Below are 17686 nucleotides of genomic sequence, written 5' to 3'. Positions count from 1 at the left end.
TCCGCTTCCGCTGCGGCGTCGGTAGCGCTCCGTAAGCCCGGAGCTGGCGGAATAGCCGCCTGAACTGGGCTTTCTCTCAAGAGTTCTAGAACTCACGCCTGGGGAGACTGGTCGCGCATAGGTCCGTCCATGACCGAGCAAATCAACTCACAGCCGGCGGACTCTTCCGTCAACCTCATCCCTGTAGCACACTACGGACAGAAAAATGGCCACCACGCCGAGGGAGCAGAGGACCTCATCGTGAACTACCGTCCCATGCAGACCTCGGCCACCGAGTGGGCCGTTCTCCGGCCCTTCGTCATCGACGTCGCGCGTTCCGTGCCGTTCGTCCGCCACAAGCAGACGGTGCTGCTGCTGCGCGCGCTGACCCGACTCGCGAAGTGGGCGAAGAACACCGCGATGCTCCCGTTGGAGGCCGATATCCTCCTGGACCCAGACACTATCGCCGAGGCCTGCAGCACATTCGACAGCCGCTTCGTCGCTGGTAGTCACCAGTGGGTACTGCTCCGAGCGGCGGAAGAGCGCGGTCAAGAGTTCAGTCCTCGCAGTCTGACGGACCGCGACCGCTCCCTTCAGCCGCTCAGCGCCGACGAGTTGGCGGCAGCCGCCACACGCATCGCGACCTTCACGCAGGACCGTGACATCCGAACCGCAAACATGGCGATGGGCCTCAGTGGAGGAGCCGGACTGACCTTCAAAGAACTGCTCGCCGCCAAGACCAGCGACATCGCCAGCGTCACCGGCGGCTACAACGTCACCATCCGCGGCTCAGCGCCTCGCACGGTCGCGGTACTCAACGACTGGACCATCTACGTCGACCGAGCCCTCAAAGTTCCCACCCCCGACGACTGGGCTATCTGCACCGGCGTCAACGACCCGAGTTCCCGGCTGAAGCACTACCTGCATCGCCGCCGCAACCGCCACTACCCCGACATCCCTCGACTGCGGAGCACCTGGATGCGTCAGGTCTGCGGCATCCTCACCGTCGGCGAACTCGTGTACGCAGCCGGCTACCGAAGCGCCGGGTCTCTCGGCGCGTTCGACCCCTACCTGCTGCGCCGCGCCGACGACGCGCTCCTGCCCATCCTCCGCAGCGCGAAGGCAGTGACCCGATGAGCGACGCGAACAACTTCGACAAGGTCGCCGACGCCGTCCTCCGCATGGTCGCCGGCAGCAGCCTCCTCGATATCAGCGAAGTCGAGAACGCTGGGAACAAGACCACCCCCATCACCGAGGCAAAGGCGGAACTCGCCCTCCGACGCGTCGACGCCACCGGAACCCCGGACATGCTCGCGGCATGGCGCCGCGAAGACAAGACGTACCGCGGCGGCCGTCCCGCGGCTGTCACCGACCGGGCCAACCTCGCCGTCGGACTCATGCTCGCTGAGGAACGCTCCCCACTGCTGGTGTCTGAATTCGCGACCGCGTTCCGCACCCGTCTCACGCCCGGCGCACGTCGCGCGCTCGGAGTGGAGCAGGTGAAGGTGATGGCGGACTCCAACCGCGACCAGCGGGCGTGGTACGCCCGCTGCTGGCGGGGCATCCACAGCATCCTCGACACCTTCAACGCCTGGCCCGCTCCGGGGCAGGTGATGAGCCTCGAGGAACGCAACGCCGCCCTCGCCGCACGCGACCCGCGGATGCAGGCCATCAAGTCCGTCCGAGCGCGCGAGTTCACCTACGCGTGGCTCGAGATGACGTTGCAGGCCCTGCCGCAGGAGTACCGGGACGCATGGAAGGGCGGTCTCTCCGCCGACCAGACCGCCGTTCGAGCACCGAGCCAGCTGATGCCGTGGCGGCGCGACCACGAACTCGACGGCAGCCCCGAAGTCCCGAACCAGTGGGAAGTCATCGACGAGAACGGTGACAAGACGCTCATCGAAGCGCCGCGACCCGTCCTCGAAATCGACGCCACCCCGTACCCGCGGAACAAGTCGAAGCAGGACAAGACGTTCAAGGGCGGCGACCTCGCCTATGAGATGTCGTACGCAGCGAACATCACGATGATGGTCACCGAACCGGGCCAGCCGCTGGCACACCCGCAGCTCATCGTGTCCGCCAGCCTTCACCGATTCGGCCGCAGCATCGCCGAGCACACCCTCGCCGGCATCGAGTCCCTGCAGAAGCGTGGCTGGAACCCGAAGCGACTGACCGTCGACCTCGGCTACTCGGCCGGCATCGCACCAGTGAACTTCCACATCCCACTGTCAAAGATGGGCGTGCAGCTGGTGTCCGACTACCACCGCAGCCGGCTCGGCACCCACCAGGCTCTCTCCGGCGGCGCACTCCTCGTCGAAGGAACCCCCGTCTGCCCGGCGACGCCAATGGACCTGCGCACCGCGACCAAGGACGCCAACGCGGGCACCATCACTCCGCAACAGTGGCGGGAGCGGAAGGACCGACTGAACAAGTTCGCTCTCCGCCCCAAGGAGAAGGTCAACCCCGACGACGGCTCGCAGCCGTGGATGTGCCCCGCACGAGGGCTCGCCCCGACCGTGAAGTGCGCCATCGTCGAGATGGCCGCGAAGGCCAAGGCGGACCCCACCCGGCCGAAGGTGCACAAGTCGATGCTCCCCGGCCACCTCGACCGCGTTTGCAAGCAGCACTCGGTCCGCATGGAAGCAGAGGAGCTCGCAATGGTCCAGCCGATGAAGTACGGCAGTGAGGAATGGGCGAAGACCTACTCCCACGACCGTCAGTCCATGGAGTCGATGAACGCCCACCTCAAGGCAGGGCACGGCCTCCACGAGTCCCGAAACCGACGCATGCACGGCCTCGCCGCGCAGAGCTTCGTGTTCACCCTCGTTATCGCCGCAGCGAACCTCGGTCGTATCAACAAGTTCCTCTCCGACCGTGCAGCTGGAGTGGAAGGGCCCACCAGCCGTCCGCGGAAGCGTGACGTCGAGGACCGCACCCGCTACCGCCGTTGGTCCACGCCCCCGAAGGTCGTCCGCGGGCAGACCACGAAGGAGAAGCGTCAGGCGGCGGCGAAGGGACGCAAGACCGTGGCTGCGCCGCCGGTGCCGAAGGACCACGTCACCATGTTCAGCGAAGTCGACGCATTCGACAGCGCCGACGACACCGCAACCGGGTGACCTCATCCCCGGACAGTTATGAACGCCGCCTCGACCTTCGGTCGGGGCGGCGTTCATGCTGAGCGACGACTACGCACGCCTGCGCTCGCTCCTCTTAGCGGCGGGGCCCGTTGCCCAGGAGGTCCAGCGGGGTGCGGAAGGTTTCACGGGCGAGCGCGGCGCCGATGAGCGCGATGGCAGCCGCGCCGACCACGATGAACGCGGCGGGCAGCCAGTTATCGATGTTGCCACCGACGAGCGCAGTGCCGAGTGCGGGGGAGAAGCCGGCGTTGAGGATGCCGACCTGCAGGCCGATGGCCAGGCCGGAGTACCGCACCTGCACGCCGGATTGTTCGGCGAACCAGGAGGTGTAGATGCCGTTCGCTGCGGCATACGTGATGCCGGTGATGACGCACGTCGTCACGAACACCAGTGGCATGTTCCCTGCGGAGATGGACGAGAAGTACACGAAGACGAGTCCCGCAGACAGGATCAGACCTCCGGCGAACACGGGCCGTCTTCCGATGCGGTCCGCGAGTTGCGCAAGGAAGGGTTGAGAAACGACCGCCACCAGGTTGCCGACGACGCTTGCCCACAGCATGTCTGCTGCCTGCAGGGTGCCGATTTGGGTGGCGAACGCGAGTCCAAAGGACTGCATGAACGTGTTGATGATGATGACGAACGACATCAGCACGACGGTGAGGAACGGTCCCCAGTGGGTGCGGAATAGCTGCACGATCGGCAGCTTCGGCACCTCGCGTCGGTATTGCTCTGCCGTGAACGCCCGGGGTTCTTCCAACCGTCGGCGTACGAGGTACGCCACGACGAGGACCACCAACGACAGGAGGAACGGGATCCGCCACCCCCAGGTGTCACGAGCTTCCGCGGGGAGCGCAGCGATGGGAACGAACACCAGGGATGCAAGCACGATGCCAGCACTGATCCCAGACGAGGTGAAGCTGGTGAAGAAGGCGCGTCTGCCCTCCGGGGATTCCTCGACGGTCAACGTCGACGCACCGGCGGTCTCTCCTCCAGCGGACAAGCCCTGCAGGATGCGTAGCACGACGAGCAGGATCGGTGCGAGGTACCCGGCTGTTGCGTAGGTGGGGAGCACCCCGATGAGGAACGTCGATGCACCCATGATGGTCAAGGTGAGCACCAATGTGTTCTTTCGGCCGATCCGGTCGCCGAGGTGCCCGAAGGCGAAGCCGCCGAGCGGTCTGAAGATGTAACCGACGCCGAACACGGCGAATGACTGAATCAGGGCGATAGTCGGGTCGCCCGCCGGGAAGAAGATGCGGCTGAAGATCAGGGACGCAGCCGTCGTATAGACGAAGAAGTTGTAGTACTCCAACGCTCCACCGAGGAAGCTTGCGAGGGCTGCTCGTCGCGCTCTGTGGAGCGTCTCCGGTGTTGCTGTTGCTGTTGCTTGCATGGACCTCTCCTCATTGAGTGGACGCACGGGACCTCATGGTGAGCGCAGGCTGCATGGTCAACCGGACGTGAAGACACGCTATGTCCAGCCGGAGGACTTCGGGACAACCGCTAAATGCTGGTCCTAATACACGGAGCAGCCGCGCTTATGGCTCGAAGTTCATGCGTCCCGAGCATCACGGAGAAGAGCGCGTTGTTGGGCACTGTCGGGGGGCCCGACGAACGGGAGGAGCCGGTCGAGCGCTTCGGCGGACTGCAAACCAGCAGCCGGAAGCAGTGTCGGCAGTGGTGTTCCGATCGTGAGGTGATGCACAAGCCAGGTGGCGCGAAGGCGACGTGCCTGCACCGTGAGGCGTTGATGTGACCGGCTGACAAAATCGGTGATGAGGTTCGGGTTGCCGCCGGCCTGACCGCTGCGGAACAACCATCCGTCGGCAGTACCCGCGCGTTCCTGGAGGAGGTGCTCCCAGACGTACAGCACCGGGACAGTGCGTTCAGCGGCGCCATGCACGTGGACGATGAAGCCGTCGGCGTCGTGGCTGATGTCCGCGCGTCGAGCGGCCACTATCTCGCGGCCGGTCAGGCCAGCCCCTAGCCCCAAAGCGAGCAGGGCGCCGGCGGATGTGCGCCGGTCGTCAGAGTGCTGGCCGCGCGCCCAACTCTCGAGCGCGGCCTGCTCGGAGTCGGTGTACGGCGAGACCGGGGAGGAACGCGGGATCTTGAACTCGTCCGGGTCGTCGGGTTCGTCACGGACAGCTCGAGCAACGGCTCGGAGCTTCGACCGCATCGTCGATCTTCCGCTCGTGGAGTACGTCACGAGCCCGACGTGTGCGAACTCGTCGATCGTCGCGGAGTCGAACAGGATGCTGGTATCGAGCGGCAATGCGGCAGTTTCCACTGCCCAGCGGACGAGTTTGGTGGTCACCGGGAAGAGCTGCTTCTCGGTGTACGGCGACTGGGTCGCCGCTAGGTAGACGACGCTTTCGACGTACGCACGTATCGGCGCCCACGATGCGGCCGGTATTGCGGGCGTGTACGGGTAGTGGTCTGGGCTCATAGCGGGTTCCGGTCGGCAGTGGACGACCGACCGCGGGGCCGGCGTTGCCGTGTGGAGGTATGGGTCGCCTCTACGCTGGGATCATGACTAAAGCGCCGAGGGTGATGCCGCGCGATCTCGCGGACGCACCTTGGCCCGATATGCCCTCGAGTGACCCGCTGGGCGAGGTCGCGCGGCAGTTCGTGCTCAACGTTCGAGCTGCCTTGGATGGGCGAAGTGTCCGATCCGTTGCGGCGGAAGCGGGCATGAGTCATGGCACGCTGCTGAACGTTGTGAATGGCCGTGTGTGGCCCGACCTGTACACGATTGCACGCTTGGAAGCGACACTCGACGCCGGGCTGTGGCCGCGCCGACCGTAGTGTCATTGCAGCCTCGCGCGTCGTAGCCGAATCGACCGGTTCACCCGGCGAAACAGGTACACGGACCGGTGCCGCCTGCCTTCGGCCGCGACGGCTGGAGGCGGGTACCAGGTGCCGCCCGCGGCGACAGCGAGCTGCTGCAACGGCGACCACGGGCCGTTGGGGTAGTACGACGGGCTGGGACCCGCCATCGGCGTCGCTGCTCGGTCCTGCACGTCGCGAAGCCAAGCGATCCATTGAAGCCGGTATCGCACGGCCCCAGCTGTAGGCGATTCACCAGTGACGTCGATCACGCGTTCCCGGGATGCGAGGTCGAGGATCAACGCACCGGTGCTGCCGTCCCCGTTGATGCTCATGCTCAGCACGCCACCATGCTCCGTCATCGTCAAGGTCCAGCAGTCGGGTACCTCTATGGCGTCGGTCCAGGCATCGAGCGGGCGGTGCACCTGGACTCCGCGCCCACACCAGACCGACATGGACAAGATTCTATCCACCAATCGGCCACGTGTGAATCTGCACGTCGCCGACTTCAACTAGTCGGCGGGTACGCCGCGTCCCGATGAGTGGTCAGCTTTGATACTCACGCGGTAGCCCTATACGGACGCAATCAGGTCTGTGAGCCGTCTCCGTCAGCTCGGCAGGTTGTGGCGTAGGTCGTAGCCGGTGTCGGCGACGAACTGCAGCCGGCCTCTTACTTCCTCGATTGATGCCGCGTCGTCGTCGTTGCGCATGTCGGCTCGGAGCAACGTGTTGGCGGTGATGATGTCGTCGGTTCGGTCCGTGTAGCCGGCGGCGGCCGCGGTGAGGAAGATGGTGGGATCGGCGGCGACGACGAGTTCGGTGCCAGCAAGCCCGATGGGGTCGGGTTCGAAGCCGAGCGCGGCCATGTCGACCTCTTGCTCCGTGAAGGCGACGAGCCGGTACGGCATCGCGCGCTTGCTGATGGCGGGGTAGCCGGGGCGGTCCGAGATGGCGCGGCCGGAGATTCGGCAGCCAGCTGCGATGAGCCGGTCCGCTTGCTCGACGAGCGGCAAGTCGGACGTCCACCGTGTCCTGACGCCGCCTGGTCCCGGGTAGCAGGCAATGGTGAAGTCCACGAGCCCACCAACCTGTCGGGATTCCCACCCGATGTCGGTGCGGTGCACGCGCTTCCCGAGACGGGCGAGCGCGTCATCCACCTGCGCGGCGGTCAGCCCTGCCCGCACCAGCCCGTCGAAGGTGGAGCCGTTGACGGCGAGCATCCGCGCGACGGCGAAGGTGACGTAGATCGGTGCCGCATCCTTCCACCGTTCCTTCGTCCCGAGGGCTTGTCTGCCGTCGATCCAGACGCGTCGCCTGTCGACATCGACCAGCAGCACCGATGTCGTCTGTTCCGCGAGTGCAATCTGTGCCGCGGTCACGGTTCGTGGAGCCAGGAGCAGGAGTTCTGCCTCGTTAGGGTCTTCGTCTCGAGGCCGTTGGGTGAGGGTGGGGAAGCGCGCGCGGCGGCCGTCCGCGATGCGGATCGTGTCGAACGTCTCGACGACCGCGCGAAGCCCGGCGAGCTTGAGGACGGTGAGCGCCTCGGTGAGATCGGTGGTGTCGCCGAGCCCATACGGCATCGTGATCTGCGGCCTGCCGGAGTATGCGGCGGCGACCCACTCGAGCCGGGCGCCCATTAGCTGCGTTCTTCTGGGGTGTCGGGTCGGGTGAGGGCGATGAGCCAGCGGGTCTCTTCGAGGAACGGCTCCCACCCGGTACGGGTGTCACCGTGTGCTGGTTCGCAGATGTTGCCGGTATCGGTGCTACGGATGATGACCTGCCGCAGCGTGGTGCTGGAAGGCTCGCGGAAGAACACATGCCCGTGGACGCCGGTGTCGTCGTAGGCGACGTTGAGGAGGAACAGGTCCGGTCGATTGGTCATGGCCGCCACCGGCGTCCACGGAACAGGGCGATGATCGTGGTCAACGGTCGCCCTTCCCGCATCCAGTCCAACGGGGTCAGGATCCGGTCGTCGACGGTGAGGAACTCGAGGGGCGTGGTCATGAACTCCGTCATCGCAGCCGCGTCGAGAAGTGGCTGCGGTGCTGCTGCGTAGAGGACGTCGAGGCCGGGCAGCAGTGACGACGGGTCGCCGAACTCGGGGAGTGCGGGTCTCACGAGTTGCCAGTCGGGGATGCGTTCTTCGCCGTCGAGGTCGAAGCTCGTCAGACGGCACGAATCGAATAGCTCACCGACCTCGTCGATGCTGATCTGCAGGGCCGCGGCGACTTCTGGCTCGGTGAGGGTCGTGTTGAGGAGGTTCCGGCGGATGCGGGCTTGTGTGGTCTGCCACCAGTCTTCGGGAACGTCTGCCGGGCCGACGGCGGAGTGGTCGGGTTGGCGGGGGATCTGTCGGCCCTCATCGGCGTACGCGCTGAGTTGTTCGCGGGTGACTTCACCGCGGGCGTACATCCACAGTTGGGACTGCCAGGGCATGTCGTCCGGGAACCCTTCTAAGTAGCCGGAGTGGATCACCGCCCGGACGGCTTTCTCCCGCTTCGCGATTTCGGAGGCGGGGATGAGGAGGGTCTGCACGATGCGGTTCGCTTCCCGCACCGCCGGCACCGAAAGGTCCGACAGGACCGTGTTGGTCCTGTCGTAGAGCTCGTAGCCGGGCTCGACATCGATGGGGCGGACGAGGATCTGCGCCAGGTTCGCGTCCGGGTTCTCGGTGTCCTCGAGGAGGACGTGCCCCCAGAGGATCCGGTCGTTCGACAAGTGCAGAGACACCAGACGCATCATCAGCAACTACCTCCAGAGGTTGGTCGGGAGCGGGGCGGTTCAGGGCTGGGGGAAGTCGGCGGCGGTGCGGCCGATGCGCTCGGGCGTGTAGCGAAGGAGGAACCGCATGATGCGGTCTGCTTCGACCATCGCCGGGACCGCGGGGTCCTGCGCCGTCGGGTCGACGTTGGTGAGGCGGAACCAGGGCGGTTCGTCGGTGTGGTCGATGAGGACCGTCGCCGGCTTCTCGTCCGGGTGGGCGGGGTCGGTGAACATGACGGAGCCGAAGAACCGGGTGTCGTCGAAGGCCAACGTCAGCGACAGCAACTGCAAGGTCATCAGCGGGCTCTCGTCAGCTGCCGTTGGGATGCCAGCGGAGGTCGTGGGCGAGGTCGGACCGGAAGTGCAGCAGCTGCCGCAGCCCGTTCACCGCATCCGTGTTCGCGGCCACCCAGCTGTCTGCGTAGAGGACGTGCGCGGTGATGAAGTCGTCCGTGCAGCACCCCTCCGCGCCGGTTAGGACGGTGGTGTCTTGCGGGATGACAACCGACGCTGTCGCCTCGTTCGCGGTGGCGGGTTCGTAGCCGAGCGCTTGCATGTCGGGGTGGTGGGCGAAGAACGCCGTCAGCCGGTTCGGCGGGACGATGACGCCGGACTGGTGCGCGGCCCATCGGTCCGACATCACCCCACCCAGCGCAATCAGCTGGTCCGCCTGCGCGTCGATGGTGGTGTCGCGGCGCCAGCAGGTCCGGATTCCACCGACACCGGGATACGCCGCCAAGGCCCAGTCGCACAGGGCGGCCTGGTCGGCTGCTTCCCATCCAATCGGAGTGTGAAAGACGTTCGCCCCGAGCGCTGGCATCGCGGCGCGGACCTCGTCGAGTGGGACGCCGATGCGGTCCGCAATGGACTGGGAACCGCCGCCGTGGATGACGATGGTGCGGGCGATGGCGAACACGGTCCGCCAGCCACGTGTTGCGTCCCGCTCCATCGACGACCCGTGCACCTGCCGTCCGTTCGCCCAGACGCGTTGCCGTTTCCCGTTGACGAACACCAGGTCCGGGTACCGGCGGGCGAGCGAGAGCACGCCGCCTTCCGAGCCGCCGGGGATGACGATGAGGTCCTCGGTCCGTTCGGCCGGTGTGCCGTCGTCGTTGATGGCGGCTGTTGGATTCGGGGTGGACAGGAAACCGGACCGGCCGTCATCGAACCGGAGCCGGTCGAATGCCTCCACATGGGCGGGCATACCCGCTGCCTCGAGCGCGACCAGCGTTTGTGTGATGTCGATCGTCCAACCGAGCCCGAACGGCAACGACAGGATTGTCTGCTGGTCTCGGATGTTCTGCACCCACTGACGGTCACTCATCGGCGTGCCTCGCTGCTGAGGCTGGGACGATGCCGGTGCTTAGTCACGGTTCGCCAGCCTCGGATCGTCCTCCGAGAGCCGCTCGAGCCCGAGTCCGGATGCGTCGAGGATGGCGTTTTCGGACTCCTCAGTAGCGACGAACGACCCGATCTGCGCATTGACCGCGACAAGAGTCCCGATTCGACTCCGCGCATCCAACACGACCGCGGCGACCTCCTCGTCGCTGCAGTCGGAGGTCAGCTCCGGCTTCGATGGGTGCAGGGCGGGGAACTCGAGCTGTTGCACCGGCGGATGCCACTTCACCCCGACGCGGAGGACGCGGTCGTCGGCGTCGTTGCGGTAGAACATTGCCCCGAACGGGTGGCCCATGTCGAGGGTGACATCCGCGCCGTGGAGCGTCCACCCGGAGGCGGCGTAGGCCGGGTTCCACCGCTGTACGACGAGCGCGCCGATACCCATCTTCAGCCCGGGAATCAGGACCTGATCGTCCTGCACCTCGGCGTACAGCGCCTGCACATCAGCTGGCGGCTGTCCTCGGAGATCCGACAAAGAGATCCTCGCCATCCGAGGGGTCGCCTCGTCCTGATGATGCGTGGCGTCGTCCACGTTCTGGTCGCGCTTGTCCTCCATGTGGACAACATACTGTCCACCACGGCAGATGGGAAGTCTTCATCACAGCGCCTGGCTGAGCCGGACTCCGAGCACCTTCTGCAGCCGCGCTTCCGTCCGTGACCCGTGAGCGCATGACGGGCATGCGCTCCCGGTGAGGTGGTTCGTGGGGCGCTGCTGGAACACACCGTGATCGCGGCACACGATGGTCACCTTTGTGCGCTGATCGACGTAGTCCACCTGCGAGTAGTCGTAGCGACGCCCGTGCTTTGTGACAGCGCCCGTGACGAACCTCTCGAGGCGGGCCTGCCTGCTCGCGCCGACGCGCCCGCCGCAGTCAGGGCAACCCTGCCCCTTCTTGTGACTTGCTGGCGTCTGCTGAAACTGGCCGTGCTTCAGGCAGATGATGGTCACCTTCTCGTGGGCGGACCGGTATGTCGAGGGTACGAGTCGGTAGTCGTACTTGCCGTTGTGAACGGTGGCGGCAGCGTCGGCGAACGCTGCGGCGCGGACGTCGGTCGTGGTAGATGCGGGCATCGGAGTGTTCCTTCGGCTGAGCTGAACGATGTCCTGCTCCTATGCGCGGAGTGAGCGCAAAGCCGCCGGGTCGCTCCGACGCCAACTAGCCCGGTCAGGAGCCGCCGCCGGCGAAGGGGCACAAACGGAGTCGTCTGCATGCGGTTGGAGGTGACCCATGACGCTGCCCGAAACGACTTGATCGCCGCATGCTTGGCTCCGCATCGGCGGCCAACGCATGACGTTGGTCGTCGGCGACTCCCCGGAAATCGGGCGACGACATCGGGACGGATGCGCCGCATCACGTGGCGACCGGGTCCTGCCATGGCAGTGGCGGGCACTGTTGAAGCCCCGATTCCGCTCGGGGCTCCCTGAAGAGCCTGCTGTAGGGGCAGTTTCACCGGTTCCGCTTCCCGTTGCTTACCCGTTCCGCGGTCCCGGTAAGTCGTCGCGATCCGCGTCATTCCGGGGGAGGAGGGCCATGGAGACCCTCTTTACTTACTTACTTACATCTGTAGTAGATATAGATAGAGAAGTAAGGATATATCTACCCCTGTATATATACCCTCTCTGTCTCTATAGCTCTCCCCCTCGCAGAACAGGGGAGATGCGCAAGGCGCGGGACTGCCGGGGTGCGTTCCGGCGGCTGTGGCAGCCACCTCCGCATAGTGCGTACATGACCCTCCCCGTCGATCGGCGCATCGCCGCCTTGCACCGAGGTGACCCTCACGTCGCAGTGTCACCGCCCCCAGTGCCGCAGCTCATGCCGCGCCAACCACCTATGTGGCGTCACCGCGAAGTGCGCCGAACTGGCCGCGCGATGTGGTCACCTCGCGAGCGACCTGCTGGTGGAACCAGTCCAGCGCTCCGAGATGCTGCGACGTCTGCCGGCGATACAGCACGAGCTCGATGGGGTCCATCGGAAATGGCAGCGGCGCCTGGTGCAGTCCCCAACCCGACGCCCACTCGTCAGCAATCGTCCCCGGAGCCGCGGCGATGAATGGGCTGTCGCCGGTCAGAAGCTGCGGCAGCGTGGCGAAGTGGCCGACGGCGAGAGTTGGGAGCGCGTGCACGCCGGCGCGCTCCTCCGCTGCCCGCAGCAGCGTCGCCCCGGAGTCCCCGGCAACAACTGCTCGAGGTGCGTCCGCGTACGAGGAGAGCGTCAGCTGCTCGTTCGCCAGCGGATGGCTCTCCGACATCAGCACCATGTACCGCTGGCGCTTCACTAGCGTTCGTTCGAACATTTCCGGCAGATCCGCGACGCTGATAGCCAGGTCGACGCTGCCGCGGCTCAACCAGTCGGGTAGCTGTTCCACGACCAGTGGCACCACTTCCACGTGGATGGGGCCGGGCTGAGGGCCGTCGAAGATGCAGCCGTTCGGCAGCTTGTAAGCGATCAGGTGCGCTCAGGGCTGAACGCCGTTACTGACGGCGAGACCCGGCGTGCGTGGTGGCACCTGGACTTCTGGGACGGGCTGGAGGGGCTCCGCACCGTCGACGTCACTGACGGAATCGCGTTCAACGGTCTGTCAACGCGAGCACGGAGCATGGAAGTCATCGGCCCAATCAGTTTCCCTGCCGACCATGCCTTCGTCGAGGACGCCGCGTTCGTCGTCGCCGAAGCTGCAGCTCATGGCGTGACCGCGAAGTTCACTATCCCGTCGCCGACGGTGCTGGACTTCCGTCTCGACACGGAGCGCATTCGCACAGAGCACTACGCGAACCGGGACGCCATCACCGACGACCTCGTGACCGCGTACCGGGATGCGATCGCTGCTTTATACGCTGCCGGAGTGCGGTACTTGCAGCTTGATGACACCGCATGGGCGTACGCCTGCTCAGATGCGGAGATGATGAAAGCGCGTGCCCGTGGCATCGACACGGACGGCCTCGCCGCACGGTTCTCATCCGTCATCCGAAGCGTCCTCGACGGGCGCCCGGACGACCTCGTTGTGACCACGCACGTGTGTCGCGGAAACTTCCGCTCAACGTGGATCGCGTCAGGAGGATACGAGCCAGTAGCGGAAGAGCTGCTGGGGGGCACTGGCTACGACGGGTTCTTTCTCGAATACGACAGCGACCGCGCTGGCGGATTTGAACCGCTGCGGTTCCTCCCGCGCGGCGACCAGGTTGTCGTTCTCGGGCTGATCACTTCGAAGAGCGGGGAGCTCGAGGACCCGGCAGTCATCGAACAACGCATCCGTGACGCCAGCCAATACGTTCCGCTCGAGCAGCTTGCGCTGAGTCCGCAATGTGGGTTCGCGTCAACGGAGGAGGGGAACATTCTCACCGAAAGCGAGCAGTGGGCGAAGGTCAGGAGTGTGGTAGCTATCGCCGATCGTGTCTGGGGCGACAGGACCTGACCGCACTGATCGGCGGCGCTCGCGCGATGGTGATGGTCGGGCGGCCGCCCACGGCGACTGCCCGACCATGCGAAGGATCAGCTAGTTCGCGGCCTCGTACGCGTCGCGGACTTCCTGACTGATGCGTCCACGCGCCGCCACCTGGTGACCATTCGCCATCGCCCACACTCGGATCTTCGCAAGCTCGTTCGGGTCGTTGCGGGTCTTCGATGCGGTTGCATTACTGCTGCGGCCCCGACCGGAGACCTTCCGCGCCGCAGCGATGTAGTCGGAGAACGTCTCGCGCAGCTTGTCTGCGTTCTCGTTCGTCAGATCGATCTCGTACGAGCTGCCATCGAATGCGAACTGCACGGTCGCACCCTTCCCGGGTTCGATCTCGTCGCCGGTGAGGTCGTCGACGAGGTGCGTCGTCACCTTCTGCGCCATCTGGCACTCCTTCTCGTTGATGTGGTTAGCGGAAGCAGTTTGGCACAGAGGGGCTAAGCATCTGAGACCGGGCGTCCAAACGCTCGGACATTGATGTACCGGTGATCGGTGGTGGCGAGGACTAGTCGACAGAAAGCGGTGCGTTGTCGTTCGGGGTGAGGATCACCAGCTTCAGGCCGATAGCTTCCGCCAACGCTGCTGCGGTGGCTTCGTTATACCCGGTGAAGCCGTTTCGGACAGGTCGGCCAGCTCCTGGCTTCGGACGGTAGTTCCAGATGGTCGCTGCGTCATCGGTGTCTGTTCTGATCATGGGGTCCCCTTCTGAGTACGACTGACGTGTCGTCTATGCGCGGAGCAGATCGGGAGCTGTGAGAGGCTCGTGCGGTGCCCATCGAGATTCGCCTCGCAGACCGTGCAGATGTCCCCGGTGTGGAGGCTCTCGCGCGGAAGTTGCTGCCCGACCCGCGCGACGAACTCGACCTCGGTGGACTTTTCGACCTCCCCACAGCGCTGCTCGAGCTGCACATCCTTCTCATCGCAGCGGACGAGAACGACACGGTGGTCGGTTACGCGTTCTTCGCACCGCACTTCGACGACGTTCTCAACATCCCTGACCTGCGGACGGCGGTGCTGCAACACATCTGCGTCGCCGCGGAACACCGCAATGACCAACTTGCGACTGCGCTCGAACAGGAAGGGATTGCACTGGCCCGGGACGCTGGCTACGAGCAAGCGGTTGCGACAACCACAGCCGACGGAGCAGGCCTACTCCGCGCTCTCGGCTGGGATGTCCGCGATCAAGGCGCCCTCGCCTGGCCCTCCCCGGTCGCAGGCCACAAGTTCACCCTCAGCGACACCAGTCGACCGCTCGCAGCGAAGAACCTGACGCGCAACGTGCAGTGAAACAGCGTGTCGAAGCGTGCTTCGGTCCGCTCCGAGCAGCGCGGTAACGGTGAGACGCCCAAGCCTGAACGAACGGGACGCGCGCCGACACGGCGTAGTGCTGACCCTGATTCCCGGGCGTCTCAACGGCTGCAACAGCCGAACCGACAGAGCGGATGGCAGGCGTGGAAGGGCAGCTGATGAGGGACTGTTGGTGGCTCATCGGGTGTCTGTCGAGGCAGAAGGCACCTTTGGGGCTGCGGTGCTGCTGAGCACGGTGTTGTAGCGGCGCCTTACTTCGGCTGCATGTCGCTGGCGGTCTCGTCGAAGGTTCGTCGGCGCTGCGCTGTGTGCTCTAGCAGCGCGGGGCCGAAGTCGAATGACCGGAACTGCAAGCCGTGATTCAGCCAGGCGTCCAAGTCGTCATCGGCATTGGTGTCGTCGGCATCAAGTATCACGGACCGGAACGCCGCCGCGAGTTGCGGATACGTCTCCTGCAAAGACGCTGCCGTTTCATGAGCGAGCATCGTTGCAACTTCTTCGAGCGCCCGCGCCCGAGCGGTGTGTTCCGCCGACTCGGTGTGACCTCGTTGGATGTCCGTGAGAAGGTCCCGTGCCGCCTCGTGGCGGGAGCGCGCCTGCATGTGACTGAACTCGCCCAAAGCTCTATTGAATGCGGACAGTCGCCCCCAGCCGGCGGCCTCCAGCCACCGGTGCGGGCTCGTCACTGGCCCACGTTCCTCCAACGCCGCGGCGCGACCAGGCTTCCGACGGTGCGTTCGTGCTCGAGCAGTGTTCTCCAACACCGTCCGCATACAGATCAGTGACTCATCAACATCCTGCAACCACAGCACCCACGCGGACTCCAACGCTGCAGCAGCCGCACGCAGCGCATCGGTACGCGGACTGCTCCCTGAGACCACCGCGACCAGTTCGGCTGTTTCCGCGATGCACCGGTAGAACGCGACGATCGCCTCGAGTCTGAGCGGTGAAAACGCCTCCCCGAGCATGCGTTCCTCGTCAGCGAAAGACCGTTTCGCTTCATCGACGGCACGGGCCCACCGCTCCTCAATCGCCATCCACGCGAAGGTGAGTACCCCGACCGGATCCTTCGCTCGATTGGCGACGATCCGACGATACGTTGCTCCCCAGCCGGAGATCGTATCCGCAAGCTCAGAGCTGACGAAGGTGTGATCCAGTGGGGGAGCGATGACGGTCAGGAAGTCGGGCGGCGTTGTCGGTGGGAACTTCTCGACACGGAGTTGCAGCGACCCGTGGCTCATCGGCGTAACCGCTGTAGTCCCAGCGTGAGCCGTGTCGATAGCACCGCGGACCTGTCGAAGCGCCATCTCCGCTGCGTCCACGACGAGTGCATGCAGCTCCACCCGATCAGCCACTTCAAGGTCGAAGCGGACAGCGAGGGTGTGTCCGCCCCGAGTGATACTGCGTCCATGGAGGAGTTCGGACAGGTCCGCCCACTCCTGCCCAAAGTCGCGGCCGCCGACCATCGCCCGGTACACCGACCAAAGCCGGCGAAGGAAGCTGTCATACTCCTCGCCGTCCTCAGGCCAGATGTCCCTCGTGGAACTGAGGTTGTAGGACCAACGCTCGATGAACTGCCGAGTAAGAGCGATGGCACCGAAGGTGTAACCGAACCGGAGATACCAGCAGATTCGGGAAAACGTGTCGAGCCCTCCCCGCAGTTCCCGCAACCACGCTTCCTCCTCCGTCGCTGGCGGCGCCCAATGCCAGGGCGCCCCAAGCGCTTCGAGAACGTCATCAGCTGCAGCGATCGCTCCCGCCGTCTGCCACGCACGCTCCGGCAGCAACTCCTCATGCGGGACGTGATCGGCGGCGCGGAGCTCCGCGACCAGCTGCAGCGGGCCGACGATACTCACCGGCTCAGCAGATGCCATCGCCTCCAACTGCGTCAGCAGCTTCCTTGCAGCCGTCAGTTGATCATCCACATACGTAACGGTAGAGCGAACCGCGGCTCGGGCCCGAACGAATGCGGAGATGTCGACGCTCAGCTCCATGTGACGTCTCCGATGCTCGGGTGTCGGACCTGTCTGCCACGGTGGTGTCATGATCGGGGGAACCACAGCAGCCTTCGCGGAACTCACCGCACAGATCGACAGCAGCCAGCCGGCGATCGAGCTCGACGGAGAAGTGCACGGCATCTCGTCGGTTGAGAACCGCCGACGGTGGTTCGAACTTATCGACCGCGCTGGGCCGCCCGGGCCTGATGCCCCCTCTATCCGTGTGAGCGCGCCGACAACGTTATGCGGGAGTGTTCGAGATGGGGACTGCCTCCGAGTGCGCGGCACGCTGCAGATACGGCTTGATGGAGCCTGCCTGGAACTGGACGCGAAGACGGTGTCTCGGTCGAAGGGGGACGCCTGGTACACGCCGGCCGGTCAACGCACCGCTGCTACACGTAGCCCGATCCTTGCCACTGCGGCTCGGACGAAGCTGCAGGACCCGGCAGGGAAACCCGCACCACGACGCTTCCCGGTCAGGAGCCCTGCAGCACGTCGCCTCCGGGTGCACTGGATTGGACCGAAACGGTCAGCGACGAGAGCCGACATCGAAGCGGTCCTCGACAAGCGGGTGGAAAGCGTTTGGACGGCAGTGTCGTTCCACGACCCGCAACAGGCGGGCCCCGCTCGGTAGGGGCTCACCTGGGCGCAGCCATTGACGGTGCCACTGCGTCGACAACGCTGGGAATCCAGCAAGGACGAGCCCCAGTGCGCCAGTCTGGGCCATAGTTCCATCGCCAGACGTTCTCCGCCCGCCCAGGCGCGTCAGCGACGCTGTGCGGGCATTTGCGGGAAGCATCGGCCTCGCACGGAGGTCCG

The 17686-nt window shown here is 65.4% G+C and carries 18 protein-coding genes; 4 read left to right on the top strand and 14 right to left on the bottom strand.

The window, feature by feature from the left end; all coding sequences use genetic code 11:
* Positions 1 to 129: 129 nt before the first annotated feature.
* Both HUN58_RS02310 and HUN58_RS02305 read left to right on the top strand, forming a co-directional pair.
* Entirely contained in the window at positions 130 to 1116 is a 987-nt protein-coding gene (locus HUN58_RS02310; RefSeq protein WP_208745387.1) for a hypothetical protein, read from the top strand.
* Entirely contained in the window at positions 1113 to 3095 is a 1983-nt protein-coding gene (locus HUN58_RS02305) for a hypothetical protein (RefSeq protein ID WP_208745386.1), read from the top strand. Before HUN58_RS02310 ends, HUN58_RS02305 begins: the two co-directional genes overlap by 4 nt.
* A gap of 94 nt (positions 3096 to 3189) precedes the next feature.
* On the opposite strand, the gene HUN58_RS02300 is transcribed toward HUN58_RS02305, so the two are convergent.
* From HUN58_RS02300 to HUN58_RS02250, 11 genes are all read right to left on the bottom strand, one after another.
* The gene (locus tag HUN58_RS02300) at positions 3190 to 4509 is read right to left on the bottom strand and encodes an MFS transporter (protein ID WP_208745385.1); all 1320 of its coding nucleotides are present in this window, start codon (positions 4507 to 4509) and stop codon (positions 3190 to 3192) included.
* Between the two features lie 159 nt (positions 4510 to 4668).
* The gene (locus HUN58_RS02295; RefSeq protein WP_208745384.1) at positions 4669 to 5433 is read right to left on the bottom strand and encodes a hypothetical protein; all 765 of its coding nucleotides are present in this window, start codon (positions 5431 to 5433) and stop codon (positions 4669 to 4671) included.
* Between the two features lie 493 nt (positions 5434 to 5926).
* On the bottom strand, positions 5927 to 6400 hold the full coding sequence (locus HUN58_RS02290) for a hypothetical protein (protein ID WP_208745383.1): 474 nt from the start codon (positions 6398 to 6400) through the stop codon (positions 5927 to 5929).
* A gap of 153 nt (positions 6401 to 6553) precedes the next feature.
* On the bottom strand, positions 6554 to 7582 hold the full coding sequence (locus HUN58_RS02285) for a hypothetical protein (protein ID WP_208745382.1): 1029 nt from the start codon (positions 7580 to 7582) through the stop codon (positions 6554 to 6556).
* Entirely contained in the window at positions 7582 to 7836 is a 255-nt protein-coding gene (locus HUN58_RS02280) for a hypothetical protein (RefSeq protein WP_208745381.1), read from the bottom strand. The genes HUN58_RS02285 and HUN58_RS02280 overlap by 1 nt, the downstream gene beginning before the upstream one ends.
* Positions 7824 to 8687, bottom strand: a complete 864-nt coding sequence (locus HUN58_RS02275) for an antitoxin VbhA family protein (protein ID WP_208745380.1) — start codon at positions 8685 to 8687, stop codon at positions 7824 to 7826. The genes HUN58_RS02280 and HUN58_RS02275 overlap by 13 nt, the downstream gene beginning before the upstream one ends.
* Positions 8688 to 8726: 39 nt before the next feature.
* A complete protein-coding gene (locus tag HUN58_RS02270) occupies positions 8727 to 9005 on the bottom strand; it encodes a hypothetical protein (RefSeq protein WP_208745379.1) in 279 nt (92 codons plus the stop codon).
* A gap of 13 nt (positions 9006 to 9018) precedes the next feature.
* A complete protein-coding gene (locus tag HUN58_RS02265) occupies positions 9019 to 9978 on the bottom strand; it encodes a hypothetical protein (protein WP_208745378.1) in 960 nt (319 codons plus the stop codon).
* Positions 9979 to 10071: 93 nt separating this feature from the next.
* Complete coding sequence (locus HUN58_RS02260) at positions 10072 to 10662, bottom strand: hypothetical protein (protein WP_208745377.1); 591 nt, start codon at positions 10660 to 10662, stop codon at positions 10072 to 10074.
* 42 nt (positions 10663 to 10704) lie between these two features.
* On the bottom strand, positions 10705 to 11178 hold the full coding sequence (locus HUN58_RS02255) for a hypothetical protein (RefSeq protein ID WP_208745376.1): 474 nt from the start codon (positions 11176 to 11178) through the stop codon (positions 10705 to 10707).
* A 758-nt stretch (positions 11179 to 11936) separates the two neighbouring features.
* Positions 11937 to 12488, bottom strand: coding sequence for a LysR substrate-binding domain-containing protein (locus HUN58_RS02250; RefSeq protein ID WP_208745375.1), 552 nt, complete (start codon positions 12486 to 12488; stop codon positions 11937 to 11939).
* Positions 12489 to 12494: 6 nt separating this feature from the next.
* Here HUN58_RS02250 and HUN58_RS02245 point away from each other — a divergent pair, with 6 nt between their 5' ends.
* The gene (locus HUN58_RS02245) at positions 12495 to 13520 is read left to right on the top strand and encodes a 5-methyltetrahydropteroyltriglutamate--homocysteine S-methyltransferase (RefSeq protein ID WP_254631598.1); all 1026 of its coding nucleotides are present in this window, start codon (positions 12495 to 12497) and stop codon (positions 13518 to 13520) included.
* An 81-nt stretch (positions 13521 to 13601) separates the two neighbouring features.
* Here HUN58_RS02245 and HUN58_RS02240 read toward each other — a convergent pair whose 3' ends face one another.
* Positions 13602 to 13946 (bottom strand): Lsr2 family protein, encoded by a 345-nt coding sequence (locus HUN58_RS02240; protein ID WP_208745374.1) that lies wholly within the window; start codon positions 13944 to 13946, stop codon positions 13602 to 13604.
* Positions 13947 to 14067: 121 nt separating this feature from the next.
* A complete protein-coding gene (locus HUN58_RS02235) occupies positions 14068 to 14256 on the bottom strand; it encodes a hypothetical protein (RefSeq protein WP_208745373.1) in 189 nt (62 codons plus the stop codon).
* Between the two features lie 74 nt (positions 14257 to 14330).
* On the opposite strand from HUN58_RS02235, the gene HUN58_RS02230 reads away from it, so the two are divergent.
* Positions 14331 to 14849 carry a GNAT family N-acetyltransferase gene (locus HUN58_RS02230; RefSeq protein ID WP_208745372.1) on the top strand — a complete coding sequence of 173 codons (519 nt, stop codon included), beginning with the start codon at positions 14331 to 14333 and terminating at the stop codon, positions 14847 to 14849.
* A 272-nt stretch (positions 14850 to 15121) separates the two neighbouring features.
* Here HUN58_RS02230 and HUN58_RS02225 read toward each other — a convergent pair whose 3' ends face one another.
* The gene (locus HUN58_RS02225; protein WP_208745371.1) at positions 15122 to 16795 is read right to left on the bottom strand and encodes a hypothetical protein; all 1674 of its coding nucleotides are present in this window, start codon (positions 16793 to 16795) and stop codon (positions 15122 to 15124) included.
* Positions 16796 to 17686 lie beyond the last annotated feature (891 nt).

The sequence above is a fragment of the Curtobacterium sp. Csp1 genome (assembly GCF_013347185.1).
Note: the sequence above shows the minus strand (reverse complement) of the source record. Positions and strands in the feature narration are given on the sequence as shown.